We start from the raw sequence: 25914 nt of genomic DNA, 5'->3' as shown, positions 1-25914 counted from the left end.
ACAGTCTCCCTTCCTGGGCCCCGGCTGCAGCCATCAGTCCGCCAGTTCCACCAGAACGGGGGCGTGGTCCGAGGCGCCCTTGCCCTTGCGTTCCTCGCGGTCGATCGACGCGCCCGTGACGCGGGCCGCCAACGCGGGGGAGCCAAGGACAAAGTCAATGCGCATCCCCTCCTTTTTGGGGAAGCGCAGCTGGGTGTAATCCCAGTACGTGTACACGCCGGGACCGGGGGTGTACTCGCGTGCCACGTCCTTGAATCCGGCCTCTTCAAAGGCGTGGAACGCAGCGCGTTCCGGCGGGCTGACATGGGTGTACTTGTTATTGACGAAAAGGTCGATGTCCCAGACGTCGTCGTCGAACGGAGCGATGTTCCAGTCGCCCATCAGCGCAACCTGGGCATCCGGGTTCGCCGCGACCAGGCCCTGGGCGTGAGTCTTCAGGGATTCAAGCCACTTGATCTTGTACGGCATGTGTTCGTCGTCCAGGGAGCGGCCGTTGGGCACGTAGAGGCTCCAGACCCGGACGCCGCCGCAGGTCGCGGCCATGGCGCGGGCTTCCTGGACGGGGTCCTTGCCTTCTTTCCCGAACGGAGGCTGGTCCAGGAAGGTGCGCTCGACGTCTTCCAGGCCTACCCGGGACGCGATGGCCACGCCGTTCCACTGGTTCACACCGAAGTGGGCCACCTCGTAGCCCATGCGTTCGAAAAGTTCCCAGGGGAAGTTTTCGTCCTTGCATTTGGTCTCCTGGATGGCCAGGACGTCGCAATCGCTGCGCTGCAGCCAGGCCTCCACACGGTCGGCGCGGGCACGGAGGGAGTTCACATTCCAGGTAGCAATCTTCACAGTCCCTAACTTACCGAACTTGTTGCCCGGAGGCGTTGCCTCGGCGGGAAAGCCCGCGCAGGCCGTTGTCCACCGTTGCAGGGACAGTCTGGAATTTAGTAGGAAGTCCGAGTATATTCGCTTGCAGAGATGACCTGGATCACATGCGAAGGAGCATTGCATCATGGTGCGCGAACTATCCCATTACGTAGACGGCCAGCGGGTGACGGGGACCTCCGGCCGCTTCAGTGACGTTTTTGACCCCTGCACGGGCCAAGTGCAGGCGCGCCTGCCCCTCGCCAGCGGAGAGGAGGTCCGGAACGTGGTGGCCGCCGCGGAGAAAGCGCAGGTCCAGTGGGGCGCCATGAACCCGCAGCGCCGCGGCCGGATCCTGCTTAAGTTTGTTGACCTCGTCAACGAGAACATGGACGAACTCGCCACGCTGCTATCCTCCGAGCACGGGAAGACCTTCGCCGATTCCAAGGGCGATATCCAGCGCGGCATTGAAGTGGTGGAGTTCGCGGCGGGCGCCCCACACCTGCTCAAAGGCGAGTTCTCCGACGACGCCGGTGCAGGCATCGACGTCCACTCGCTTCGCCAGCCACTTGGGGTGGTCGCGGGAATCACCCCGTTCAACTTCCCGGCCATGATCCCCCTGTGGAAGTCCGGTCCGGCCCTAGCCGCCGGCAATGCCTTCATCCTCAAGCCCTCCGAACGTGACCCCTCGGTTCCGCTGCGCCTGGCCGAACTGTTCACCGAAGCCGGGTTGCCGGACGGTGTGTTCAACGTGGTCAACGGGGACAAGGAAGCCGTTGACGCGCTGCTGGAAGATCCCCGCGTGAAGGCCATCGGCTTTGTGGGTTCAACGCCCATCGCCCAGTACATCTACGCCACCGCGGCCGCCCACGGGAAGCGGGCCCAGTGCTTCGGCGGGGCCAAAAACCATATGGTGATCATGCCGGACGCGGACCTGGACATGGCCGCCGATGCCCTGATCGGCGCCGGCTTCGGTTCCGCGGGCGAGCGCTGCATGGCCATTTCCGTGGCCGTCCCGGTGGGGGAGAAGACCGCGGACGCCCTGGTGTCGAAGCTGGCCGAGCGCGTCAAGCACCTCAGGGTGGGCCACAGCCTGGACAAGGACTCGGACTTCGGGCCCGTGGTGGCGGCGAGTGCCAAGGAACGGATCGAGGGCTACATCCAGTCCGGCGTGGACGAGGGTGCCACCCTGCTGGCCGACGGGCGCGGCCTTACGGTGGAAGGCTATGACGACGGCTTCTGGGTGGGCCCCACGCTCTTCGACCACGTCACCAAGGACATGAAGATCTACCAGGAGGAAATCTTCGGACCCGTCCTTAGCGTGCTCCGCGCCGCCGATTACGACGAAGCCCTCCGGCTGTGTTCCGAGCACGAATTCGGCAACGGCGTGGCCATCTTCACCCGCGACGGCGACGCCGCCCGGGACTTCGCCAGCCGGGTGGAGGTGGGCATGGTGGGCATCAACGTGCCCATTCCGGTTCCCATCGCCTACTACACGTTTGGCGGCTGGAAAGCGTCCGGCTTCGGCGACCTGAACCAGCACGGCGCCGATGCGTTCCGTTTTTACACCAAGACCAAAACGGTCACCACGCGCTGGCCGTCCGGGATCCGCCAAGGCGCCAGCTTCATCATGCCGGAAGGCAGCTGATGACGGAGGTTCTGTCCGAGAAGCGCGGCCACCTGGGCGTCATCACGCTCAACCGGCCCAAAGCCGTCAACGCCCTGAATGCCGGCATGGTGGACGCCATGCTGGCGCAGCTCACCGCCTGGGCGGACGACGACGGCGTGGCCACCGTCCTGGTGCGCGGCGCCGGCGAGCGTGGCCTCTGCGCCGGGGGCGACATTGTGGCGATCTACCGGGACATCCTTGGCGGCGGTGCGGAAACTGCTGACTTCTGGCAGGCCGAATACCGGCTGAACTCCCTCATCGCCGCGTACCCCAAGCCCTATGTGGCCTTTATGGACGGCCTGGTGCTGGGCGGCGGTGTGGGAATCTCCGCGCACGGCTCCGTGCGGGTGGTCACCGAACGGACCCGGACGGGAATGCCGGAGACCACCATCGGATTTGTGCCCGACGTCGGCGGGACCTGGCTGCTGGCGAAGTCACCCGGGGAGACCGGCACCCACGCCGCGCTGACCGGAGCCCACCTGACCGGGGCGGATGCGCTGTTCCTGGGCCTCGCGGACGACTTTGTCCCGTCGGGGAGCCTGCCGGAGCTGGCGGCCGCGCTCGAACACGAAAGTGCGGAAGCCGCCGTCGTACGCTTTGCCCAGGACCCGCCGCCCTCCGGGCTGGAGGCGCAGCGCGACTGGATCGATGCGGCCTACGCGAGCGATGACGTGGAGGACATTGTCCGGCAGCTGCGGGCCGTGGGTGGGTCAACGGAAGGCGCGCCGGGCGGGGAGCCTGCGGCCGAAGCGGCAGAGGCCGCCGACACCATCGAAGCGAAGTCGCCCACGGCCGTGAAGGTGACCCTGGAGTCCCTCCGCCGGGCCAAGGGACTGACGCTGGACGAAGCGCTGGCGCAGGAATACCGGGTAGGGCTTCGGTTCCTGGTTGCGCCGGACTTCCGCGAAGGGATCCGCGCGCAGGTGGTGGACAAGGACCGCATTCCGCAATGGAAGCCGGCCACGCTGCACGAGGTGCACGCGACGGACGTGGAACGGTTCTTCGCGCCGCTGGGGGACCGGGAGCTCAACCTGCACACAAAGGAGCCGGACAATGCCTGAACAAACCACCGTCGCTTTCCTGGGCCTGGGCCACATGGGCGGGCCCATGGCAGTGAACCTGGTCCGCGCCGGCTACACCGTGGCGGGTTTCGACGTGGTCCCCGCCGCGCTGGACGCGGCCCAAACGCACGGTGTCCCCACGGCGGCCAGTCCGCTGGACGCCATTGCCGGTGCCGACGTTGTGCTGACCATGTTCCCCAGCGGACAGCATGTGCTGGACGCCTACCGCGGCGCGGACGGACAGCCGGGCCTGCTGGCCGAGGCCAGGCCGGGGACCATGTTCCTGGACTGCTCCACCATCAACGTTGACGAGGCACGCGAAGCCTCCGCGCTCGCCATTGCGGCCGGCCACCGTGCCGTGGATGCCCCGGTCTCGGGCGGTGTGGTGGGTGCGGAAGCCGGCACGCTGACCTTTATGGTGGGCGGCGAAACTGAGGACTTCGAGGCGGTACGGCCGCTGCTCGAGGTGATGGGAAAACGGGTGGTCCACTGCGGCGGGCACGGCGGCGGCCAGGCCGCCAAGATCTGCAACAACCTCATCCTGGGGGTCTCCATGATCGCGGTCAGCGAAGCCTTTGTGCTGGGCGAGAAGCTGGGCCTGACGCATCAGGCGCTCTTCGACGTCGCCTCCAACGCCTCCGGACAATGCTGGGCCTTGACCACCAACTGCCCTGTTCCCGGACCGGTCCCCACCAGCCCCGCCAACCGCGACTACCAGCCGGGCTTCGCGGGGGCGCTGATGGCGAAGGACCTGCGGCTGGCGCTGAATGCGCTGGAAAGTACGGGGGTGGCCGCCCGGCTGGGACCGCTCGCCTCGGAGATCTACGATACGTTTGCCGCTGAAGGCGGAGCAGGCCGGGACTTCTCCGGAATCATCACCGATATCCGCGACAAATCGCAGCACTAGCACCATCTGCAGCACTGGTAACTCTGCAGCACCAGCAACACGCGAAAACAGCTGAAAGGTCAGGCATGACGGAGTACACGAACATCCTGGTGGAACAGCGCGGCCGGGTAGGGCTGGTCACGCTTAACCGGCCGGAGGCGCTCAACGCCCTGGACAAAGCCACCATGGACCAACTCGTGGCAGCCGTCACCGCCATGGACGCCGACCCCGGCGTGGGCGCGGTGGTAATCACCGGCTCGAGCAAGGCGTTCGCCGCGGGTGCCGACATCAAGGAAATGGCCTCGCAGGGCTACATGGACATGTACGCCGCAGACTGGTTCCGGGGCTGGGAGGACTTCACCCGGCTGCGGATCCCTGTCATCGCGGCCGTGTCCGGCTTCGCGCTGGGCGGCGGCTGCGAGCTGGCCATGATGTGCGATTTCATCATCGCCGGGGACAACGCCAAGTTCGGCCAGCCGGAGATCAACCTCGGCGTGCTGCCGGGCATGGGCGGCTCCCAGCGGCTCACGCGCGCCGTGGGCAAGGCCAAGGCCATGGACATGATCCTCACCGGGCGCTTCATCGGCGCCGAGGAGGCTGAACGCGCGGGACTCGTCTCGCGCGTGGTGCCCGCGGAGAATGTGGTGGAGGAGGCGCTCAAGGCCGCGGAGGTAATCGCGTCCAAGTCCAAGCCCGTGGCCATGCTCGCGAAGGAAGCCGTCAACGCGGCCTTTGAAACGGGACTCGCCCAGGGGGTCCTGTTCGAACGCCGGCTCTTCCACTCGCTCTTCGCCAGCGAGGACCAGAAGGAAGGCATGGCCGCCTTTACGGAAAAACGGCAGCCCGAGTTCACCCACCGCTGACCGGTAACTACCGGGCAGTCGACAGGGATTCCCGGTGGGCGGCAACGTCTGCGGCCAGTTCCTCGGCCATCAGATGGTTGTTGATCACGACGGCGGTCCACGCACCAGCCGCCGCGGAGGCCAGGACCTGCGCACGCATGTCCGTCACGTTGCCCGCCGCCCACACCCCCGCGACCGCGGTGGCGCCGTCGGCATCGGTCTCCAGGAAGTCCCCGATCCCCATTGGATGGGGTGCCGGCTCGAGGCCAAGCCCGGCGAAGGCGCCCAGCCGTGCGCGCACCTGGGGTCCCACCACCACCGCGTCCACGGCGATCTCGGGTCCGCCGGCCAAGGCGACGCCGCGCAGGACGTCCTGCTCCACCAGCAATGATTGAACGGCGCCCGCCACCACCCTGATGCCCCGGGCGGCCAGTTGCTCCAGCTCGTCGTCGGTGGGCAGGGTCAGGTCGTTCAGGAAGAGGGTGATGTTGCCGCTCCACTGCCGGAAGAGCAGGGCCTGGTGCACGGACCAAGGCCCGTTGCCCAGGATGCCGATGGCCTGGTCCTGCACCTCCCAGCCGTGACAGAACGGGCAGTGCAGCACATCCTTGCCCCAGCGCTCGCGGAGCCCGGCAATCCCCGGCAATGCGTCCACCAGCCCGGTGGTGATCAGCAGGCGGCGCCCGCGGATCACGCTGCCGTCCGCCAGGGTCACGGAAAAACCGTCGGCCGCATTGCCCGCAGCGGCAACAGCCTCGCCCTCCACTATCCGTGCGCCGTAGTGCTCGGCTTCGGCACGTCCGATCCTCAGGAGGTCGGCGGGGCTGACACCATCGCGGGACAGAAATCCGTGGACCCCCTGGGCGGGGGCGTTGCGGGGTTCGCCGCTATCAACCACCACCACGGAACGGCGCGACCGGCCCAACATTTGCGCGGCACTCAGGCCGGCGGCACCTCCACCGATGATCAGGACGTCGTACGTGTTGTCATTGTCTGTTCTCATGACTCCATGGTCCGCGGCACCTGCTCAGGGTGGCAAGGAAAGTTGCTGGAATGGCAAACTGGGCACATGGATGAAGAATTCGACGACGTTCTGGCAGCGGTGGGGCCGCGGCTCAGGGCCCTCCGCCTCAACAGCAACACCACCCTGGCGGCCCTGGCCGAGGCCACCGGGATTTCGGTCAGCACACTTTCACGGCTGGAGTCCGGTCAGCGCCGCCCCAACCTTGAGCTGTTGCTGCCGCTGGCCAAAGCTCACCGGGTCCCGCTGGACGAACTGGTGGGGGCTCCCGCCACGGGCGATCCGCGCCTGCACCTGCGCCCCATGGTCCGGCACGGCATGACCATCATCCCGCTGACGAGGCGGCCCGGCGGGATCCAGGCCTACAAGCACATCCTGCCGGCCGGCACGCCGGACCAGCCGGACCCCCAGGTCCATGAGGGGTACGAATGGCTGTATGTGCTCAACGGCAAACTCAGGATGGTCCTGGGCGGCCAGGACCTGGTGATGGGGCCCGGCGAAGCAGCTGAATTCGACACCCGTGTACCCCACTGGTTCGGCCGCGCGGACACAGAAGCCGTGGAGTTCCTGAGCCTCTTTGGAACCCAGGGCGAACGCATGCACGTCAGAGCCAAACCGCGCTCCTCCTAGACCCGTAGGGCCGCCAAGCGCTAAGGGACGCCCCCTAGTCCGCAAAGTCCCCGGCATTCCGGCGGAACGTGCCCAAGATGCGGATCAGCTGGTCCACATCGGCCGCGTCGAAACCTGACTGGCCAAAAACCTCGGTGTTGAGCACCGCCGTCGCCCGTTTGGCAACGATCCGTCCCTCCGCGGTGAGCTCGATCAGGGTGGTGCGGCCGTCCGTAGGGTGCGGCGAACGTGTCACCAGTCCCGAGCCTTCCAAACGGTCGACGGCGTTGGTCACCGAGGTGGGATGGACCTGGAGCAGGGCGCTCGCCTTGTTCATGGGCAGCGCGCCGCTGCGGGCGAAGCTGAGGAGCGCGAGCAGTTCGTAGCGGGCGAAGGTCAGCCCGAACGGCTTCAGGGCGCCCTCGATCCGGGCCAGCAGGATCTGCTGGGTGCGCATGATCGCGGTGATCGCGGCCATGGGGGCGGCGACGTCGGCCCAGCCGTGCTCCTCCCAGTTCCGTTGGGCGTCGGCGATGGGGTCCCGAGGAAGCGGCGCGGCCATCCTCAGCCCTTCAGCCCCGGGAAATCCGCCTCGGAGTACTCCACGCCGAAGCCGTCTGGATGCGTGCCCCCGCCATGCCGGAGCTCCTCGTTGTGCCGCAGCTCCACACGGCGGATTTTGCCCGAGATGGTCTTGGGCAGCGCCGCGAATTCCAGCCGCCGGATCCGCTTGAACGGCGCCAGGTGTTCGCGGCAGTACCGCAGGATGTCCTCGGCCAGCTCCGGCCCCGGCTCCAGCCCGGACACCAGCACAACATAGGCCTTGGGGACGGAAAGCTTGACCGCATCCGGCGACGGAACCACAGCCGCCTCGGCCACGGCCGGGTGTTCCAGCAGCACGCTCTCCAGTTCGAACGGCGAGAGCCGGTAGTCGGAGGATTTGAAGACGTCGTCGTCGCGGCCCACGTAGGTGATGACACCGTGTTTGTCCCGGCTGGCCATGTCGCCCGTGTGGTAATAGCCGCCGCGGAACGCCTCGGCGGTCCGTTCCGCGTCCCCGTAGTAGCCCTTCATCAGCCCCACCGGCCGGGGGTCCAGGCGCAGGCACAGCTCGCCGTCGTCGGCTTCTTCCCCCGTGTTCGGATCCACCAGCACAACGTCGTAGCCGGGAAGCGGCCGCCCCATGGCGCCGATGGTGACCGGCTGGCTGGGCGTGTTGGCCACCTGGACGGTGGTTTCGGTCTGGCCGAAGCCGTCCCTGATGGTCTGGCCCCAGGCGCGCTGGACCTGCTCAATCACTTCGGCGTTCAGCGGTTCGCCCGCGGAGACCACCTTGGTGGGCGGGGTCTTCAGCACCTTCAGGTCCGCCTGGATCAGCATCCGCCAGACCGTGGGCGGGGCGCAGAAGCTGGTGACGCGCTCGCGGTCCATCTGCTCCATCAGGGCACGGGCGTCGAACCGTGCGTAGTTGTAGACAAATACGCACGCCTCCGCGATCCACGGGGCGAAGAAATTGGACCACGCGTGTTTGCCCCAGCCCGGCGATGCCACGTTCAGGTGCACGTCGCCGGGTTCCAGGCCGATCCAGTACATCGTGGAGAGGTGCCCCACGGGGTACGACGTGTGCGTGTGCTCCACCAGCTTGGCCTTCGACGTGGTTCCGGACGTGAAATACAGCAGCAGCGTCTCGTCCGCTTGGGTGGGAGCGTCGGCCGTGAAGGTGACTGCCGTCGTCGTCGAATCCGTGTACTGGAGGGCACCGGGGGTGCCGGCTGAACCGCCGCCGGCGCCGATTTCGATGAGGCGGTAATCGCCGGGAACGCCGGCAAACTTACCGATGTTGGAACGTCCGACGGCGGCCCAGCCCGCCTCGCCGCGCTCCACGCGTTCGGCCAGGTCCTCCGGACCCATCAGGGTGGTGGTGGGGATCAGGACAATGCCCAGCTTGATGCCGGCCAGCATCAGCTCCCAGAGCTCCACCTGGTTGCCCAGCATAACGATCATGCGGTCCCCGCGGCGCATGCCCTGGCTTCTCAGCCAGTTGGCCACCTGGTTGGAACGGGCGGCGAGGTCCGCGAAACTCCGGCGGGCAGCCGATCCGTCCTGCTCCACGATGACCAGGGCCGGATTGTCGGCCTTCTCAGGATCGGCGGCGATCTGATCGAACCAGTCGAGGGCAAAGTTGAATTCCGTGAAGCGCGGCCACACGAACTCGCGCCTGGCCTGGTGGTAGTCGGAATGCAGGGTCAGCAGGCGGTCGCGTGCCTCGCGGAAGTCATCGGTGACTGACATGGGGACACCTTTCGTCCAGTGATGCGCATCACTAAGAAGTCATCCCTGTGCAATATACTAGGACATCCAAGGGTTTGGAAGACCGAAGGGATATGAAGCGTGCAGCCACAAGGACGTGAGCGTGTTGTGACCGAAGCCCCGCCATTTCCAGAGGCAGACCTGATGCACATCGTGGACCTCCTGCCCGCAGCGGAGCGCGCGCGCTACCTGGAGATCCGGGCGTTCCTGCAGTCCACGGTGCGGCAGGCATCCATTGACTATTGGAACCGCGAGGAATTCCCGTTCGGGCTGCTGGCGGAAATGGGCAAGCACGGGCTTGGCACCTTGCAGACGGACGGCACGTCCAAGCTCTTCAAGGGCCTGATGTACGTCGAAGTGGCCAGGGCGGACGTTTCGCTGTCGGCACTCGTGGGGATCCACAACGAACTGATCGTGGGGATGATCGATGCCCTCGGTTCCGAGGAACAGAAGCAGCGGTGGCTGCCTGGCCTGAAGAACTTTACCCAGCTGGGCGCCTTCGCCCTGACCGAACCGGAGCACGGCTCGGACATCGCCGGCGGGCTGGAAACATCCGCGCGGCTGGAGGGCCGTGAGTGGGTGATCAACGGCGCGAAGCGCTGGATCGGCTCCGGGACTATCGCGGACTTTGGCCTGGTGTGGGCGCGCGACGCTGCGGACGGGCACATCAAGGGCTTCATTGTGGAGACGGACCGCGCTGGGTACCGGGCAACCAAGATTGCCAACAAGATCGGCCTGCGGATCATGCAGAACGCGGACATTGTGCTGGACAACGTCAGGATTCCGGCGTCCAACATGTTGCCGGGCGCCACGGACTTCTCCAAAGCCAACGACCTCCTGCGGGATTCGCGCGCCTGGGTTGGCTGGCAAGGTGCCGGGATCCAGCTGGCCGCGTTCGACGTCGCCCGTTCCTACTCCCTGGAACGCAGGCAATTCGGCAAGGAACTGGCATGCTTCCAGCTGGTCCAGCAGCAACTGGCGGAGATCCTGGGCAACGCCTCCGCGTCACTGGCGTTGATGGCCCAGCTCGCCCGGATCCAGACGGACGGCAAGCTGGAGATGGCGCAGGCGGCCATGGCAAAGTCCACGTGCACCCGGCTGGCCCGCGCGTCGGTGGCGATGGGACGGTCGCTGCTGGGCGGCAACGGGATCAGCTCGGACTTTGAAATGGGCAAGCTGTTTGGTGATGCTGAAATCCTCTATACCTATGAAGGCAGCTACGAAATCAATTCGCTGATTGTTGGCCGGGCCGTTACCGGAAAATCGGCCTTCGTCTAGCAATTCACGGGAAAGAACTTAAGAAAAAACTGCCCTGGCCATGCTTTGCAGCACGGTCAGGGCAGTTGATCAGAACCTTAGAGCGGGCGAATATTCTCTGCCTGCGGGCCCTTGGGACCCTGGGTCACATCGAATTCGACTTTCTGGTTCTCATCCAGCGAGCGGTAGCCGCTGCTGGCGATTGCGGAATAGTGCGCGAAAACATCGGCGGATCCGTCGTCCGGAGCGATGAAACCAAAGCCCTTTTCAGCGTTGAACCATTTAACTGTGCCTGTTGCCATTGCTAACTTCCTTTGTAACCCTTTTCTGGTCCTGCTCGGACGGCAGGCAGACGCGGAGTCTGTAGTCCGCTGTCTCAAACCTAGGGGCTGCGCGGTGGGCGTGCAATAGCTGCAGTCATCAAGTGTCACTGCTGTTACAGAAGTGGTACGCGGGAATTGACCACTGCGGGCTAGCGCATGCCCTCCCGGCGGATGGCCGTGGCGATCGCCGCGGCGCGGGTCTCCACCCCGAGCTTGGCGTAGATATGCGCCAGATGGGTCTTGACGGTGGCCTCGGAGATGAAGAGCCGCTGGCCCAGTTCCCGGTTGCTGAGCCCCTCGGTCAGGAGGCTCAGCAGCTCCGCCTCCCGGGGCGTCAGGACCTCGTCGGGATTGCGCAGCTGCTGGAAGAGCCGGGAGGCCACGGGGGCGCTCATGACGCTCTTCCCTTGCACGGCACCGCGGATGGCGGCGAAGATTTCGTCCGGGGCGGCGTCCTTGAGGAGGTAGCCCATGGCGCCGGCGTCGACCGCCCGGACGATGTCCGCGTCGGAATCGTATGTGGTGAACACCAGGATGGCTTGCCGGCTGTTGCGCTGCCGCAGCTGCCTGATGGCCTCGATCCCGTCCATTCCGGCGCCCATGGCCAGATCCATCACCACCACGGCAGGGGAGTGGTGTTCCACCAGCCCCAGCGCTTCCTCGCCGGAGGCGGCCTCGGCCACCACGTCAAAGTCAGGCTGCGTACCCAGCAGTGCCTTGAGTCCGCTCCGGACCACCAGGTGGTCGTCCACCAGGAGGACAGTGATGGTAGTCATGCGTCCTCCGGTGTCATCTGCTGGCCAGGTGGCGCTGACTGCACCCGGGCCGGCACCTGTGCGGCCACGATGGTCCCTTCGCCGGGGGAACTTTCCACCGAGAATACCCCGCCCAGCTGCTCAACCCGCTGGCGCATTGCCCGCAGCCCGTAGCCTCCGGCGTCCGACGGCGGTGCTGCCGCCGACGGGTCAAAGCCCGTCCCGTCGTCGTAGATGTCTAGGGTGACCGAGTCAGGAAGGAACCCCAGCGTCAGGGTTGTGGTGGCGGCGTTTGCGTGCTGCTGGATGTTAGCGGCCGCGCTCTGGACCACCCGCAGCAGGGTGTGCCGGACTTCCGCCGGGACGTCCCTCGGTTCGCCGGTGACCAGGAGCCGGGCGTGCGGGACGTACTGGGCGGCCGCCTGGTGCAGGGCTTCGGGAAGCGGCGATGCGTCGAGGCCCGGGGAGGCGAGCTCGTGGACCAGATTGCGCGTCTCGGAGAGATTCCGGCGCAGCAGTTCCGTAGCCTGGTTGAGCTCCTGGCGCGATGCCTGGCCTGGCCACGAACGGTCGGCGGCCTCCAGGAGCAGCAGGCTGCTGGCCAGGCCCTGCGTCACGGTGTCGTGGATCTCTCGCGATACGCGCTCGCGTTCGGCGATGGTGCCGGCCAGGCGCTCGCTGGCCGCCAGCTGCCCGTGTGCCAGCGATACCTCCGCATGGAGACGGCGCTGCTCCGCGGCGTCGTGCTCGATCCGGTCATAGATCAGCGTAAGCATCACGCCGACGGCGAGCGGCCCCAGCAGCATCGCGAGGTCCGTCCCGTCGCTGAGCCGGAACAGCCCGACGGCGGTGGCGGCCGCCGTCGCGCCTGCCGCCACGTAACCCACGGCGCCCTTAAAGGCCGTCCGGCACAGGAAGAGGATCGCAAAAGAACACCAAGCGAAGCTGGGTGCGGCGATAACCAGCGCTGCCCAGACGGCCACAAACACGAGCATCCAGACCGCCCATGGGCGTCTCTGCCGGGCCAGTACGGCGATGACGGCATACAGGGCGCACACCGCTCCTGCCAGGCCGAGGACCAGCAGGTTGTCCTGCAGGCTGTGCCGCATAGCATAGCGGACGGCCGAAGCGACGAGCAGGACAGCGAAGCCAAGGTGGACGGCGGTGTCGATCCGGCCGAACCGGCCAGGGGAGGCGGCCGGTCCACGAGGCTGGGCGCGTCCGGTGGTCAGCGAAGATCCGTCGGTCAGGGTTTTACGGGGAGTGGCTGGGGAGGGCATGGGGTCCGGTTCAGGTCAGGGGCGTTCCTATCCCATGCTATTGCCCGCGCCGTTGCTGGTCTCTCCGCCTTTTGGCTGATGCTGCTGGCCATCCGGGGGAGCGGGGCGCAGCCAAAGGCCCGATGTTTGTTCCGGCGGGGCCGGACAGGATGGATGGAGCCGATGCCCGTTCCAATGGATTCCGCCAGCGTGAGTCCAGCAACGTGCGTCCATCAACGTGAGTCCACCAACCCAAGGAGAAACACCGTGAAGAAGTCCAACAAGATTGCCGCCGCCGCTGCTGCCGCAGGAGCCTTGCTGCTGACGGGAGGGCTGACCGCTGCAGCCAACGCCGGGACCAGCCAGGCGGCCGCTCCCGCCGCGGTACCCGCCGTCGATATCCCGCAGGCGCCAGAGACCGTGGTGGCGCAGAACCGCATCACCGCGGGTGCCTCGGCCGATGCGGTCCGGGCAGCCCTTGCGAAATGCCAGGCTGACAAGCTGCCGTTCGTCACGGTGGCCCTGGTGGACAGGTTCGGCACCGTCCAGGCGCTCCTGCGCGGGGACAACGCCGCCGAGCACACGATCGAAGCAGCCCAGCAGAAGGCCTACACCGCGGCCGCTTTCGGCGCACCGACGAGCGAGCTGGCCAAGCGCGTCAACGGCAACGGGCCCAGCATCGCGGACCTCCCCGGCACCCTGTTCCTGCCCGGCGGCGTCCCGCTCAAGGTCAATGGTGTGTCCGTGGCAGGTATCGGCGTGGGCGGTGCCCCCGACGGCAACCTGGACGAAGCCTGCGCCACCGCCGGCGCCGAGACCGTCGCCGCTGCAGCTGCCGGCTCAGGCAAGTAGGCTCGGCTCCATGAGGCGGTTCAGGACCTGGCGCCGGGCACGCAGGGCGGCGGCAATTCTCTTTCTGGCGGGCGGTGTATCAGTTTGCCTGGCCGCCTGCCAGACGGGTCCCGGCGAGCCGCAACGGCAGGATTCGCCGCCGTCGTCCGTCCTGGGCAGCCCCGGCAGCCAGCCCCCGTCCGGACCGTCGACTTCGCCGGGTACGTCCCCGCCTGCTTCCACCGCAACGGCAGCCACCAAACCACCAGCCCTGTCCGCCGAGGCCCAGACCCGGCTCGACCAGGAGCTTATCGCCGCCGCGAAGGCCAACAATGTGGCGCTGGCTGGTGAGCTGATCGGCCGCGGCGCCAACGTGAACGCCAAGGACGCCATCAAGGACTCGGCCTTCCTCTACGCCGGGGCAGAGGGCTTCAACGAGGTGCTCCAGCTGACGCTGGCGGCCGGCGCGGACGTTTCCAGCACCAACCGCTATGGCGGGACGGCACTGATTCCAGCCAGCGAACACGGCCATGTGGAGACCGTGCGCATCCTCCTGGCCGCTGGAGTGCCCGTGAACCATGTGAACAACCTGGGCTGGACCGCCATGCAGGAGGCCATCCTGCTCAACAACGGCGGCCTCAGGCAACAGGACGTGGTCCGGCAGCTCCTCGACGCCGGTGCGGACCCGGGCATCCGGGATCCTCAAGGCCGCACCGCGCTGGAGAATGCGGAGCGGCTGGGCTTCGGCGAGATCGCTGCCCTGATCCGTGCCCGCTGACACAGGGCTAAAGCACGTCCTCGAACAACTCCACATATTTCCGCGTCATCGCCTCCGCGCTGAATCGGGTTTCGACGGCGGAGCGGCAGTCATGCCGGTCCAGGCCGGACGCACGCTGCAGGCAGCTGGCCAGTGCATCGGTACTCGCGGCGAGGAAACCGGTGACTCCGTGTTCGATGATTTCCGGTGCGGAGCCCCGCGGAGTGGCCACAACGGGGGTGCCGGCGGCCAGCGCCTCGATCATGACCATTCCAAAGGGTTCGTCCCACTGCACAGGGTTGAGCAGCGCGACGGCATTGCCCAGCAGGGCGAACTTTCCGTCTGCGTCCAGTTCTCCGAGGAACTCTTCATCAGGCCCGAGCAAGGGAGCGACCACGGAGCGGAAATAATCCACTTCCGCCGGGTCGCTCATTTTTGCGGCGATCTTGAGCTGAATTCCCGCTCTGCGGGCCACCGTGATGGCCTCAGCGATGCCTTTGCACGGCGCCATTCGGCCCAGAAAACACGCGTAGCCACCAGCTCCGGCACCGGGTGGAACAGTTGCGGGATCGATGCCGTGGTGGATGACCCGTCGGATTCTCACATCCGGGGCGCTGTTGGCCTGGTGCTGCGAGATGGCCACCAGTGACACGTCCCGGCTGAAGGCTTCATATACCCGGCACAGCTCCGGCCGCATGTCCGAATGAATGGTGCTGACCACTGGAATCCCGGGTGGGCGGTGCCGGTACAACGGTCCCGCCAGGGTGTGGTCATGGATGATATCGACGTCGACCAGTTCGGCGTAGGCCCTGATCACGTGCGGCAACTCAGAGCTTGTTCTGCCCATGGCGGCACGCTCCGCCGGGGCGAAGCCGCCGATTCGTTCCACCGGGCAGGTGCTGTCGGCCGCCGCGGCAAGCACAACGCTGTGCCCGGCCGCCGCCAGCGAGGTGGCCAGCGCATGGATCATCGCCTCCGTTCCGCCGTAGCCTAGGGGCGGGACGGGGAGCCATGGTGGAGCTATCAGTCCTATCCGCAAGATGCGCGCTCCTGTTCGGGGTTTAGCCCGTCTTGTCCAGCTTCTCGGCGAGCTCAACCAGATCGGCAAGGGGGGGACGTGTCCCGCGGTGGAACGTCATCCCCGGCGGGAGCCCCTCGATCGTGGCCTGGCTGCCGGTCACGTCGATGGTGATCCGGCCATCGCCTATGGGGCAGTTGGTGATGTGGACCCGGCCCCAGGACTCCGGCAGCACAGGGTCCATCCACATACCGTTCATGGAGACGTGGGGGTCATACCGCAGCAGTGTGCGCAGCAAATGCACCGGGGTGGTGGCAGCCCAGGCCTGGGGCGAGCAAGCCGTCGGGTAAGGCACCGGTTCCGGGAAATCAGCGCGGTCAAATCCGCAGAACAATTCAGGCAAGCGGTGGTCCGTGAAATCCGCCGCCTCAATAAGTCCGCGGGCAACCCGCTGGGCCTCGTCCACAAATCCGTACCTCATCAGGCCCGTAGCAATCATCGCGTTGTCATGCGGCCACACGGATCCGTTGTGGTAGCTCGCAGGGTTGTAGGCACCCATGTCCGTGGCCAGGGTGCGGATCCCCCAGCCGCTGAACATTTCCGGCGACATCAGGCGGGCAGCCACCAGCGGCGCCTTGTCGGCGTCGATAATCCCGTTCCACAAGCAGTGCCCCATGTTGGAGGCACAGGCATCCACGGGTCTCTTGTCCCGGTCCAGGGCGATGGCGTAGTAGCCACGGTCCGGCAGCCAGAACTGTTCGTTGAACTGCTTTTTAAGCCGCGCCGCGCGTTCCCGCAACTCCCGCGCCAAAGCCAGGTCTCCGGCGTCGTACGCCATCCACGCCCGGGCGATGTAGGCGCCGTACACGTAACCCTGCACTTCGCAGAGGGCGATCGGCGGCTCTGCCATGCGGCCGTCCGCGAAATTTATGCCGTCCCAGGAATCCTTCCATCCCTGGTTGATCAGCCCCTGGTTGTTGAGCCGCTGATATTCCACAAAGCCGTCGCCGTCGCTGTCCCCGTAATCCCTGATCCATTCCAGCGCCCTGTCAGCGTTGGGCAGCAGGGCGGCCACCTGGTCCGCGGCGAGCCCCCAGCGGCTGACTTCGCCGAGCAGCGTGACGAACAACGGCGTGGCATCGGCCGTGCCGTAATAGGCGGACTTGCCGCCCAGTGCCAGGCCCGTGCTGACGCCCAGCCGGACCTCATGGAGGATCCGGCCGGGCTGCTCTTCGGTCAGCGCGTCCACCGCGTTGCCCTGCCTTTCGGCCAGCGTCTGCAAGGTGTCCAAGGCCAGCGACGGGTCCACAGGCAGCGCCATATAGGACGAGAGAAGCGAATCGCGGCCGAAGAGGGCCATGAACCATGGAGCACCCGCTGCGACGACGGTCCGGTCCGGATGCAGCGGGTCCTCGATCTGGAGGGCGCCGATGTCATCATGGCTGCGCTGCAGGGTGCGGGCAATCGACACGTTGCTGACGTACATCGCGGGGATCTTCCGGATCCACTCCTGGCGCCGTATTTCCGCAGGCGAGGTGCCGGTTGCCTGGCGCTGGAAGGGCGCGGGCGTTTCGGCTGCGTCCAGTAGCGGCGACACCGTCACCCTTGTGCGCCACTGGCCGTGCGGCGGCACCACGGTGCGGTAGCCCAGGCCTTCGTGGCTAAAAGTCGCGTCGGGAGCCTGGAGTACAACCCCCTTGTGTATTCCCCGCCAGACGCCTTTGATGGTGAGGGAGTCGCCTTCCGGGTGCCGGGACTGGTCCCAGTATCGGATGATCCGGGCGTCTTTCACCTCAAAGAGGTCCGCGAAGTCCGCGTCCATCGCCAGCTCCAGCACGCACACGGCAGGCTCGCGGGAATGGTTCCGGACGGTGATCTCTTCCTGGATGCCCGCGCCCACCTCGCGGTTTCGTTCCACGATCAAAGGGCTGTCCGCATGGCCGGCTGACCGGCCCGGACGACCTATGAAGACGGCCCGGTACGGTTCGAGGGCACGGGCGGCCAGCGGCTCCAAAGTCACATCATTGACCGTCAGTCTCCAGCGGGAGACGATGCGGGTGTCCTCATGGAACACGCCATGGGGGCGGTCGGAGTACATGTCGCCGGCAAGACCGGAAATGCAGAAGTTCGAGCCATCCACGAGTGTCACCGTGGCCCCCAGAGGGCCAGCCGCGGTGTCAGCATTCCATCCAGCCATCCCTGGCTCCTTTGACGCTCATCCTGTAAGCAACGCTGCGGGGCCCGTTCCTGTGGATCCCGCGGTGGATCAGAAGGGCTGCCGCCGCGGATCAATCAGTCGTGGGATCTTCGTCCTCGTCGGCTCCAACGGAGCCTGATGGGCAACAAATCTGTGATGGCCGACCTCCATCAGGAGCACGTTGGTTCTATGACCCTACGCTTGTGGTTCTGTGGACGCTAGGTGCGGAACCCACCACGTATCCCTAGACCGCTTCGAGGACGCTGACGTAGTTGGCGATGCCTACACCGCCCATGTTCTGGACGGCGGCGCGGCTCGGGTTGGCGAGCTGCATGTCGCCGGCGGTCCCGGTGAGCTGCATGGCGGCGATGACGTGCTGGGATACGCCGGTTGCACCCACGGGGTGGCCCTTGGCCTTGAGTCCGCCGGAGACGTTGATGGGCAGCTTCCCGTCCTTGAAGACCCAGCCTTCCTGCACAGCGCGGGCGCCTTGGCCGGGTTCGGTCAGGCCCATGGCCTCGTACATCAGCAGCTCGGCGATGGTGAAGCAGTCGTGGACCTCAGCGAAGTCCAGGTCTTCAAGCCCGACGCCGGCCATCCCCAGCGCGCGCTGCCAGGACATGCGCGTGGCGGCGAAGGCGGTGGGGTCCCGGCGTTCGGCCGGGAAGAAGTCGTTCGCCTGGCCGAAGCCGGCGAGCCGCACGGGCGCGGTGGCCCCGCCGGTTGGCGACGTGCTGAGCACAACGGCAGCGGCGCCGTCGGACACGGGGGAGCAGTCGGTGCGGCGCAGCGGATCGGCCACCATGGGGTTCTTGTCCGAGACGGTGCGGCAGAACTCCTCGCCGAGGTCCTTGCGGAGCTGGGCGTAGGGGTTGTCGACGCCGTTGCGGTGGTTCTTGGCCGCGATGGAGCCCAGCACGTCGCCCAGCTGTCCGTCGCCGCGACCGTAGCGCTTTTCGTAGTGCTTGGCGACGTCCGCGAACAGGCCCGTAAAGCCGGTGGTGGACGTCTGGCCGGCCATGTCGTAGTCGGCGCCCAGCAGGGCGGCCCCCACAACGTCGGCGCCGGCGTGGGTCATCTTCTCGGCGCCGATCACCAACACGGTCTTCGCCGTCCCGGCAAGCAGCGACTTGGTGCCCTGCTGGAACGCCGCCGACCCGGAGGCGCAGGCGTTCTCCACACGCGTGGCGGCGACGTTGGCCAGCTGGTCCGAGACCTGCAATGCCAGCGAGGACGGGAACGCCAGCGGCATCATGCCGGAGTTGAACTGGCCCAGGTAGATCTCATCGATCTGTCCGGGCTCGATCCCGGCGTTGCTGATCGCCTCGGTGGCCACCTGGACGATCAGGGACTCGAGGGTCTCGTCGGTGAGTTTGCCGAAGCGGCTGTGACCCCAGCCGGTGAGCAGGACATCCTTGCCGAACTGTTCCTTGAGGCTCATGCTGTGGCTCCTTCCAGAGCGGTTTCTTCGATGCCAGTTTCGTCCAGGGACACCGTGAACACGGCTTCAGTCATTTCACGGATTTCCTCCACTGTGACCCCCGGCGCAAGGCGGGTCAGCGTGAGCTGCCGCCCGCCGTCGTCGTCCGATTTCACGATGTCGAAAACGGCGAGGTCGCTGATGATCCGGTCCACGCAACGCAGGCCGGTGAGCGGCAGAGTGCACTCGTTGACGATCTTGGCCGTGCCGTCCTTGGCGTTGTGCTCGGTCAGGACCACCACGCGCGGCGTGCCGGCCACGAGGTCCATAGCACCGCCCATGCCCTTGACCATTTTGCCGGGGATGGTCCAGTTGGCGAGGTCCCCGTTGCCGGAGACCTGCATGGCTCCCAGAATGGCCACCTTCACGTGGCCGCCGCGGATCATGCCGAAGGACATGGCGGAGTCGAAGATGCTGCTGCCGGGCAGGACCGTGACGGTCTGCTTGCCGGCGTTGATGAGGTCGGCGTCTTCGTCGCCCTCATAGGGGAACGGGCCCATGCCGAGCAGGCCGTTTTCGCTCTGCAGGACCACGCGGACGCCGTCGGGCAGGTTGTTGGCCACCAGCGTGGGGATGCCGATGCCCAGGTTCACGTAGTCGCCGTCGTTCAGTTCCTCGGCCGCGATGGCAGCCATTTCAGCCCTGGTCCAGGCCATGGGGTTCTCCTTGGGGTTAAAAGTTTGCGGGGCCTTAAGTGTTCGTTCGCGCTGTGGCGCGGGGGCGGGTCGGGTGGCGTTCAGGCGGGCACTGTTGCCGCTTCTCGGGGGCGGACGGTGCGCTGTTCGATGTCCTTCACCCGGCCGCTCGCCTGGACCAGGTGCTGGACGTACACGCCCGGGGTGATGATGTGGTTGGGATCCAGTGCACCCGGCTTCACGATGACTTCGGCTTCGGCGATGGTCACCAGGCCGGCGGTGGCCACTACGGGGTTGAAGTTCCGGGCTGTGTGGCGGTAGATCAGGTTCCCGTCCGTGTCGGCGGTGTGTGCGTGGACCAGTGCGACGTCGGCGCGGATGGCGCGCTCCTGGACGTACGTTTCGCCGTCGAACTCTGCGAGCGGTTTGCCTTCGGCAACAAAGGTTCCCACGCCGGTCTTGGTGTAGAAGGCGGGGATGCCGGCGCCGCCGGCGCGGAGGCGCTCGGCCAGGGTGCCCTGCGGGGTGAACTCCACCTCAAGCAGGCCCGCGAGGTACTGCTCGGCGAAGAGTTTGTTCTCGCCCACATACGATGCGATCACCTTGCGGACCTGGCCGGCTTCGATCAGCACGCCTAGGCCTTTCCCGTCCACGCCCATGTTGTTCGACACCACGGTCAGGTCGCGGACGCCGGAATCGCGCACGGCCTCGATGAGGTCCGCCGGGATGCCGCTCAGGCCGAAGCCGCCCACAGCCAGGGTGATTCCATCCCGTAGCACGTCCGCCAGGGTTGCGGCGGCGTTGGATTTCAGTTTGGACATTCCGTCTCCTCGTCATCGAGCGTGCAGAGCCATTCAAGTTATCCACTTTGTGGACATTGGACCTGAAGAAGGAGCCTACGGCGGCCGCTGGAGCTAGTCAACGACACAATCGTGCCAGCGCAGCAGATATTTCACAGCGTGGACGCTAGGCTTTGAGTTGTCCACATTGTGGAGAATTTCTTGAGAGTTTGGTGAGCCGAATGAAGAATCCAGTCCAAGGGGCGCAGGTGGTGGGCCGCGTCGCATCACTGCTCCGGCTTGTCGGCCGGAAGCCGGAGGGCAGCTCGATTGCCGGGCTGGTCCGGGAGTCCGGGCTGACCCGCCCCACCGTCCACCGGCTCCTGGCCTCCCTTGCCGCGGAGGGCCTCCTGGACCACGATGCCCGCAGCGGAAACTGGATCCTGGGCCCTGAGATTTTCCTGCTGGGATCAGTGGCGACGGCCCGCTTCCCGTTTGAGGACCTGGCGCGGCCAGGCTTGCGCCGGCTGGCGGAGGAGACCGGCGAGAGCGCGTTCTATTCCATCCGCAGGGGCCAGGAGACGGTCTGCGTGCTGCGGGAAGAGGGCAGCTTCCCGGTACGTTCCTTCGTGCTGCACGAGGGAGTCCGATTTCCACTGGGTGTGGCCTCGGCCGGGACCGCCATCATGGCGTTCCTCCCGGACGAGGAACAGGAAGCCATCCTGTCCGGCTGGGACCATCACGCCGGCAGTTTCGCGGCAGGCCACAGCATGGACGTGGTGCGCAGGAACCTGGAACGGACCCGGCTGCATGGATTCGCAGTGAATCCCGGCCTCGTGCTGGAAGGCAGCTGGGGAATGGGGACGGCCGTGTTCGACCAGCTGGGCAGGCCCGTGGGCGCGCTTTCACTCACCGGCATCGAACCCCGGTTCCGGCCGGAACGGCAGGAGTTCCTCGGCAAACTGCTGATGGAGGAAGCCCACCGGATCAGCTCCACACTGAGTTCAACACTGACCGGCCGCTGAATCCACGGTCGTCGCCGCTGAGTTTCCCCGGCTTAGGGAAGGAACGACGACGGCGCGCCGCGTTTTCGGGCGACCCGCTGCCGTCGTGCCCCAAAAGTGGGGAATTCCAGCGCCAGGTGGGCGTCAGGGGGCCTGATCAGGGATCCAGGGAGGGTGCTTCGGGTGCCGCTTATTTCCACCACGTATCGAAGATGGTGACCGGCACGGTGCGCTTGTGGCGTGTGCGGAGGTACTTCTGTTCGATCAGCTCGGCCGCCGCTTCGGGGATCTCCCGGCCTTCGAGGTAATCATCGATCTGGTCGTACGTGATTCCCAGTTCGTCTTCGTCGGTGCGTCCGGGCTTGCCGTCCAGGAGGTCGGCGGTGGGTACTTTTTCCCAGACCCGGGCAGGGGCGCCCAGTTCGGCCAGCAGTTCGCGGTTCTGGCGTTTGTTGAGGCCGAACAGGGGCAGGATGTCCGCGCCGCCGTCGCCGAATTTCGTGAAGAACCCGGTGACGGACTCTGCGCCGTGGTCGGTGCCGATCACCAGGTAGTTGTGCTCGCCGGCCAGGGCGTACTGCGCGATCATCCGCGTGCGTGCCTTGGTGTTTCCCTTGTGGAAATCGGAGATGCCGTTCCCCACCGTCTTCTCGAATTCGTCCTCGAAGCCATCCACGGCGGCCGAGATGTTGAAGGTCCATTCCGTCTTGGCCTGGATGAAGTCCAGGGCGGCCTGGGCGTCGTCCTCGTCGTGCTGGACGCCGTACGGAAGGCGGACCGCCACGAAGTTGGCCTCCACGCCTTCGGCCTCAAGCTCCTCCACGGCCAGCTGGGCCAGCCTGCCGGCGAGGGAGGAGTCCAGCCCGCCCGAGATGCCCAGGACAAAGCCCTTCGTGTGGGTTGCCCGGAGGTAATCCTTCAGGAAATCCACCCGCTTGCGCACCTCCCCGAGGGGGTCGATCCGGGGCTGCACGCCCATTTCTTCGATGATGGTGGCCTGGAGTTCGCGCATGTGATCCAGCCTAGTCAGCCCTGTCAACAACGCTCAACTGTGTCAACCCGAACCACCCACGTGTCCACCCGAACCACTCACAGCCCGGCGCGAACGGACACTTGGGTACCCTCAGCGCGAACGGACACTTGGGGCCCAGAGCTACAGCGCTGCCGGTGCCGCTCCCGTTGAACCGCGGACGGTGAGATGCGTAGGCATCAGCGACCGGCTGCGGCTGCCACCGCCCGCCAGCGGGTTGAGCTGGGCCAGGAGCATGGACACTGCTACGCGGCCTGCCTGTTCGATCGGCGACGTCATGGTGGTCAGCGGGGGATTGCAGAAGTCCGCGCCGAAGATGTCGTCGCAGCCCACCACGCTGATGTCCTCCGGGACCCGGATGCCGCGTTCGCGCAGCCGCTGAAGCATGCCGATGGCGATGAGGTCGTTAAAGGCAATGCAGGCGGTGACGCCGGAGTGCACGGCCGCATCGGCTGCGGCGGCACCTGATTGTGTCTTGGGGGCGAACGGGCCCAGCCTGCGCACGTCCACGCCGCGGTCCTCGGCGGCGGCCGCCAGGGCTGTCCAGCGGAGGGTGCTGGATTGGGACGTGAGTGGACCGGCCATGTAGGCGATGCGGGTGTGGCCGAGGGAAATCAGATGGTCCAGCGCCTGGCTGGTGGCGGAGGGCGTGTCAATCACGACGGCGGGAACGCCGGCTACGTCGCGGTTGATGGTCACCATGGGAATCCTGGCGGCCGCGGCCAGCAGCGCCTCATCGCTGAGCCTGGACGCAGCGACGATGATTCCGTCAGCGCTCTTGCGCAACTGCTCCATGGTGGAGGCCTCAACCTCGTCGGACTCTTCCGTGTCCACGAGCAGCTGGGTGTAACCGGCCGCCTTGAGCTGCAGCTGGGTGCCTCGGATGAGGTCAAAATAGAACGGGTTGGTGATGTCAGGTACCAGGACGCCGACGGCGCCGGTGCGGCCGGAGCTCAGGGCCTTCGCCTGGCTGTTCGGCGTGTAATTCAGCTCGGCGGCCGCCGCCTCGATGCGGGTGCGGGTGCGGACGTTGACCCGGTCCGGAGTGGAAAGTGCGCGGGACACGGTGGATGCGGCCACCCCGCAGATCGCGGCGATGTCGTGGATGGTGGCAGGGCGGTCTGTTCCGGCTGCTTGCATCGCCATGGCGCGCTCCTCACTGAACGGGATGACAGGGGGCTTGTGACGGTTGCAACAGCCCTGTAGCTCCTAGATTGCCACAGCCTGCAATCATTTGGCAATCGGTTGTCATTGACAGTTGACGTGTCTAGACTTAGGGCAGCACTTTTTTGTGAACTGAGTCACCCGCGCGCCGGAGCGGCACTAGGCTGTCCCGTCGCGGGCACACCTAAGGAGATTCCCGTGACCGAAACACCAACCCAAGCAGCAAGCACCATCTGGACGCTCTCAGGATTCGGCGACGAGGTGGATACGGACCCCGCCATCCAGGCTGCTGTCCTGCTGGCGCTCGGCGCAAACTACATCGAAGTACGCAGCGCCTGGGGCGTCAACGTCTCAGAAATGACGCCTGAGCAGGTTGCCGATCTCAAGGAACTCCTGGACGCCAAGGGCCTGAAGGTCTCAGCCGTGGCCAGCCCCATCGGCAAGGTGGACATCAGCCTGCCCGTGGAGCACGAGGTGGAGCGCCTTCGCCAGATCATCTCCGTGGCCAAGGGCTTGGATACCAAATACATCCGGATCTTCTCCTTCTTCCGGAGCGAAGCCCAGACGCCGGAGGAAATCCGCGACGACGTCCTCACGCGCATGCGGGCACTGGCCGCTGAAGCCGAAACCGCCGGCGTCGTACTCCTGCACGAGAACGAAAAGGACATCTACGGCGATACGCCGCAGCGCGTCCTGGACATCATGCAGTCCGTGGACTCTCCCGCACTGCGGATCGCCTGGGACAACGCCAACTTCGTCCAGGTTGGCGTCCGCCCCTACACCGATGGTTACGCCATGCTCCGCCCCTACCTCGAATACCTCCAGGTCAAGGACGCCATCATGGCCACGGGTGAGGTTGTGCCTTCCGGCCACGGCGACGGCGAACTGGACGCCACCATTGCTGCCCTGAAGGCGGACGGTTACGCAGGCTTTGCCTCACTCGAACCCCACCTCGCCAGCCACCACAAACTGGGCGGCTTCTCCGGTCCGGTTGCCTTCGGCATGGCCGCGCGCGCCTTCGCGGTCCTTGCTGCCAAGAACGGAATCGAACTTTCGTGACCGACCTCAAGGCCGCAGTTATTGGCTGCGGTGATGTGTCGGCAGTCCACTTTGAGGCAATCGCAAAGCTCGACGGCGCGCGGCTGGCCGGGGTCTGTGACTCAGATCCCGGCCGCCTCGCGGCAGCCGTGGCCGCCTATGGCGTCCCGGGATTCCCCGATCACCTCAGCATGATTGAGGCCATCGGACCGGATGTTGTGCACATTACGACGCCGCACAACATGCACGCCTCGATCGCGGCGGACTGCCTTGAGCGTGGCGTGAATGTGATTGTGGAAAAGCCGCTCGCGCACACGCTCGAGGAGGGCCACCGGCTGGTGGAGACCGCGAAAGCGTCCACCGCCAAGATCGCGGTCTGCTTTCAGAACCGCTACAACGCCACCTCCCAGGCCATGCATGCCCTGATTTCCTCCGGTGAGCTGGGTGCTGTAACGGGGGCTTCAGCTACGGTGCTGTGGCACCGTGACGCCGACTACTACCGCAGCCGGCCGTGGCGGGGTACCTGGGACGGTGGCGGCGGCGGGCTCATGATGAACCAGGCCATCCACACCGTTGACCTGCTGCAGTGGCTGGTGGGCGACGTCGTTTCGTTGTCCGGCAACGCGGCCACCCGGTTCCTGGGCGAAACTATCGAGGTGGAGGACACTGCGGAGTTCGTTGCCGAGCACGCCAACGGTGCGCGCAGCGCCTTTTATGCCACGCTGGCCAACGCCGTCAACGCGCCGGTTACGTTGGACATCGTCACGGAGAAAGCGACGCTCAGTCTTCGCGGGGACCTGACGGTCACCTATGCGGACGGCCGCGTTGAAGTGGTTCCCGAGCGTGTGGTGGAGTCCGGTGGGCGCGCCTATTGGGGGGTCTCGCATGAGTTGCTCATCAGCGACTTCTATGCCCGGCTCGGTGACGAGGGTCCGTTCTGGATCGACCCTGAGGAAGCGGAAAAATCGCTGAGGATCGTCAAGGAAATTTACCGGCAGAGCTACCCGGACGCGGCGGCGAAAGTTTCCTGACCGCCTTATGGCAACCGATTGAAGCCCTTAGAACGTTTCATTCGCGGCCATTTTCGCCAAGATTGCAACAATATTGACAATCGGTTGCCAAAGTTGGCAATTA

General features: G+C 66.1%; 25 protein-coding genes. 11 read left to right on the top strand and 14 right to left on the bottom strand.

All coding sequences use genetic code 11. The annotated features are described in order from the left end of the window. Nucleotides 1-33: 33 nt before the first annotated feature. Nucleotides 34-840, bottom strand: a complete 807-nt coding sequence (locus tag ACVWY0_RS07420) for an exodeoxyribonuclease III (protein ID WP_485836120.1) — start codon at nt 838-840, stop codon at nt 34-36. A 163-nt stretch (nt 841-1003) separates the two neighbouring features. Here ACVWY0_RS07420 and ACVWY0_RS07415 point away from each other — a divergent pair, with 163 nt between their 5' ends. From ACVWY0_RS07415 to ACVWY0_RS07400, 4 genes are all read left to right on the top strand, one after another. Continuing rightward, entirely contained in the window at nt 1004-2503 is a 1500-nt protein-coding gene (locus ACVWY0_RS07415) for a CoA-acylating methylmalonate-semialdehyde dehydrogenase (protein ID WP_485836119.1), read from the top strand. Then, complete coding sequence (locus ACVWY0_RS07410; RefSeq protein ID WP_485836118.1) at nt 2503-3585, top strand: enoyl-CoA hydratase/isomerase family protein; 1083 nt, start codon at nt 2503-2505, stop codon at nt 3583-3585. Before ACVWY0_RS07415 ends, ACVWY0_RS07410 begins: the two co-directional genes overlap by 1 nt. Further along, on the top strand, nt 3578-4492 hold the full coding sequence (gene mmsB, locus ACVWY0_RS07405) for a 3-hydroxyisobutyrate dehydrogenase (RefSeq protein WP_485836117.1): 915 nt from the start codon (nt 3578-3580) through the stop codon (nt 4490-4492). The genes ACVWY0_RS07410 and mmsB overlap by 8 nt, the downstream gene beginning before the upstream one ends. A 65-nt stretch (nt 4493-4557) precedes the next feature. Then, nucleotides 4558-5334, top strand: coding sequence for an enoyl-CoA hydratase (locus ACVWY0_RS07400; protein ID WP_485836116.1), 777 nt, complete (start codon nt 4558-4560; stop codon nt 5332-5334). Nucleotides 5335-5341: 7 nt separating this feature from the next. On the opposite strand, the gene ACVWY0_RS07395 is transcribed toward ACVWY0_RS07400, so the two are convergent. Beyond that, entirely contained in the window at nt 5342-6316 is a 975-nt protein-coding gene (locus tag ACVWY0_RS07395; protein WP_485836115.1) for an NAD(P)/FAD-dependent oxidoreductase, read from the bottom strand. Nucleotides 6317-6382: 66 nt separating this feature from the next. Between ACVWY0_RS07395 and ACVWY0_RS07390 the strand changes: the two genes are divergently transcribed. Next, entirely contained in the window at nt 6383-6964 is a 582-nt protein-coding gene (locus ACVWY0_RS07390; RefSeq protein WP_485836114.1) for a helix-turn-helix domain-containing protein, read from the top strand. 34 nt (nt 6965-6998) lie between these two features. Here ACVWY0_RS07390 and ACVWY0_RS07385 read toward each other — a convergent pair whose 3' ends face one another. Both ACVWY0_RS07385 and ACVWY0_RS07380 read right to left on the bottom strand, forming a co-directional pair. Next, nucleotides 6999-7505 (bottom strand): MarR family winged helix-turn-helix transcriptional regulator, encoded by a 507-nt coding sequence (locus ACVWY0_RS07385; RefSeq protein WP_104063182.1) that lies wholly within the window; start codon nt 7503-7505, stop codon nt 6999-7001. Nucleotides 7506-7507: 2 nt separating this feature from the next. After that, complete coding sequence (locus ACVWY0_RS07380; protein ID WP_485836113.1) at nt 7508-9235, bottom strand: AMP-binding protein; 1728 nt, start codon at nt 9233-9235, stop codon at nt 7508-7510. A 162-nt stretch (nt 9236-9397) separates the two neighbouring features. Here ACVWY0_RS07380 and ACVWY0_RS07375 point away from each other — a divergent pair, with 162 nt between their 5' ends. Beyond that, the gene (locus ACVWY0_RS07375) at nt 9398-10531 is read left to right on the top strand and encodes an acyl-CoA dehydrogenase family protein (RefSeq protein WP_485836216.1); all 1134 of its coding nucleotides are present in this window, start codon (nt 9398-9400) and stop codon (nt 10529-10531) included. Between the two features lie 77 nt (nt 10532-10608). On the opposite strand, the gene ACVWY0_RS07370 is transcribed toward ACVWY0_RS07375, so the two are convergent. The 3 genes from ACVWY0_RS07370 to ACVWY0_RS07360 all read right to left on the bottom strand — a co-directional run bounded on the left by ACVWY0_RS07370 (nt 10609) and on the right by ACVWY0_RS07360 (nt 12868). Next, nucleotides 10609-10812, bottom strand: coding sequence for a cold-shock protein (locus tag ACVWY0_RS07370; protein WP_013599688.1), 204 nt, complete (start codon nt 10810-10812; stop codon nt 10609-10611). Nucleotides 10813-10982: 170 nt separating this feature from the next. Further along, nucleotides 10983-11609: a response regulator gene (locus ACVWY0_RS07365; protein ID WP_485836112.1), complete on the bottom strand. Its 627-nt coding sequence runs from the start codon at nt 11607-11609 to the stop codon at nt 10983-10985. Beyond that, a complete protein-coding gene (locus ACVWY0_RS07360) occupies nt 11606-12868 on the bottom strand; it encodes a sensor histidine kinase (RefSeq protein ID WP_485836111.1) in 1263 nt (420 codons plus the stop codon). The genes ACVWY0_RS07365 and ACVWY0_RS07360 overlap by 4 nt, the downstream gene beginning before the upstream one ends. Before the next feature lie 246 nt (nt 12869-13114). Between ACVWY0_RS07360 and ACVWY0_RS07355 the strand changes: the two genes are divergently transcribed. Both ACVWY0_RS07355 and ACVWY0_RS07350 read left to right on the top strand, forming a co-directional pair. Then, on the top strand, nt 13115-13699 hold the full coding sequence (locus tag ACVWY0_RS07355) for a GlcG/HbpS family heme-binding protein (RefSeq protein WP_485836110.1): 585 nt from the start codon (nt 13115-13117) through the stop codon (nt 13697-13699). Between the two features lie 10 nt (nt 13700-13709). Further along, nucleotides 13710-14456, top strand: coding sequence for an ankyrin repeat domain-containing protein (locus ACVWY0_RS07350; protein ID WP_485836109.1), 747 nt, complete (start codon nt 13710-13712; stop codon nt 14454-14456). Between the two features lie 7 nt (nt 14457-14463). On the opposite strand, the gene ACVWY0_RS07345 is transcribed toward ACVWY0_RS07350, so the two are convergent. From ACVWY0_RS07345 to ACVWY0_RS07325, 5 genes are all read right to left on the bottom strand, one after another. Next, a complete protein-coding gene (locus tag ACVWY0_RS07345) occupies nt 14464-15474 on the bottom strand; it encodes a glycosyltransferase family 4 protein (RefSeq protein WP_485836108.1) in 1011 nt (336 codons plus the stop codon). A gap of 22 nt (nt 15475-15496) precedes the next feature. After that, nucleotides 15497-17650, bottom strand: coding sequence for an amylo-alpha-1,6-glucosidase (locus ACVWY0_RS07340; protein WP_485836107.1), 2154 nt, complete (start codon nt 17648-17650; stop codon nt 15497-15499). A 244-nt stretch (nt 17651-17894) separates the two neighbouring features. Then, nucleotides 17895-19091: an acetyl-CoA acetyltransferase gene (locus ACVWY0_RS07335; protein ID WP_485836106.1), complete on the bottom strand. Its 1197-nt coding sequence runs from the start codon at nt 19089-19091 to the stop codon at nt 17895-17897. Then, nucleotides 19088-19786 (bottom strand): 3-oxoacid CoA-transferase subunit B, encoded by a 699-nt coding sequence (locus ACVWY0_RS07330; protein WP_485836105.1) that lies wholly within the window; start codon nt 19784-19786, stop codon nt 19088-19090. The genes ACVWY0_RS07335 and ACVWY0_RS07330 overlap by 4 nt, the downstream gene beginning before the upstream one ends. Before the next feature lie 80 nt (nt 19787-19866). Next, nucleotides 19867-20586 (bottom strand): CoA transferase subunit A, encoded by a 720-nt coding sequence (locus ACVWY0_RS07325; RefSeq protein WP_485836104.1) that lies wholly within the window; start codon nt 20584-20586, stop codon nt 19867-19869. A gap of 200 nt (nt 20587-20786) precedes the next feature. Between ACVWY0_RS07325 and ACVWY0_RS07320 the strand changes: the two genes are divergently transcribed. Next, the gene (locus ACVWY0_RS07320) at nt 20787-21569 is read left to right on the top strand and encodes an IclR family transcriptional regulator (protein WP_485836103.1); all 783 of its coding nucleotides are present in this window, start codon (nt 20787-20789) and stop codon (nt 21567-21569) included. A gap of 169 nt (nt 21570-21738) precedes the next feature. On the opposite strand, the gene nadE is transcribed toward ACVWY0_RS07320, so the two are convergent. Both nadE and ACVWY0_RS07310 read right to left on the bottom strand, forming a co-directional pair. Then, nucleotides 21739-22560 carry an ammonia-dependent NAD(+) synthetase gene (nadE, locus tag ACVWY0_RS07315; protein WP_485836102.1) on the bottom strand — a complete coding sequence of 274 codons (822 nt, stop codon included), beginning with the start codon at nt 22558-22560 and terminating at the stop codon, nt 21739-21741. 141 nt (nt 22561-22701) lie between these two features. Next, the gene (locus ACVWY0_RS07310) at nt 22702-23718 is read right to left on the bottom strand and encodes a LacI family DNA-binding transcriptional regulator (protein ID WP_485836215.1); all 1017 of its coding nucleotides are present in this window, start codon (nt 23716-23718) and stop codon (nt 22702-22704) included. A gap of 222 nt (nt 23719-23940) precedes the next feature. Between ACVWY0_RS07310 and ACVWY0_RS07305 the strand changes: the two genes are divergently transcribed. Together ACVWY0_RS07305 and ACVWY0_RS07300 are read left to right on the top strand one after the other, a co-directional pair. Beyond that, nucleotides 23941-24801 (top strand): sugar phosphate isomerase/epimerase family protein, encoded by an 861-nt coding sequence (locus tag ACVWY0_RS07305; RefSeq protein ID WP_485836101.1) that lies wholly within the window; start codon nt 23941-23943, stop codon nt 24799-24801. Beyond that, nucleotides 24798-25811, top strand: coding sequence for a Gfo/Idh/MocA family protein (locus ACVWY0_RS07300; protein ID WP_485836100.1), 1014 nt, complete (start codon nt 24798-24800; stop codon nt 25809-25811). Before ACVWY0_RS07305 ends, ACVWY0_RS07300 begins: the two co-directional genes overlap by 4 nt. The last annotated feature ends 103 nt before the right edge of the window (nt 25812-25914 follow it).

The organism is Arthrobacter sp. UYNi723 (assembly GCF_054057635.1).
Note: the sequence above shows the minus strand (reverse complement) of the source record. Positions and strands in the feature narration are given on the sequence as shown.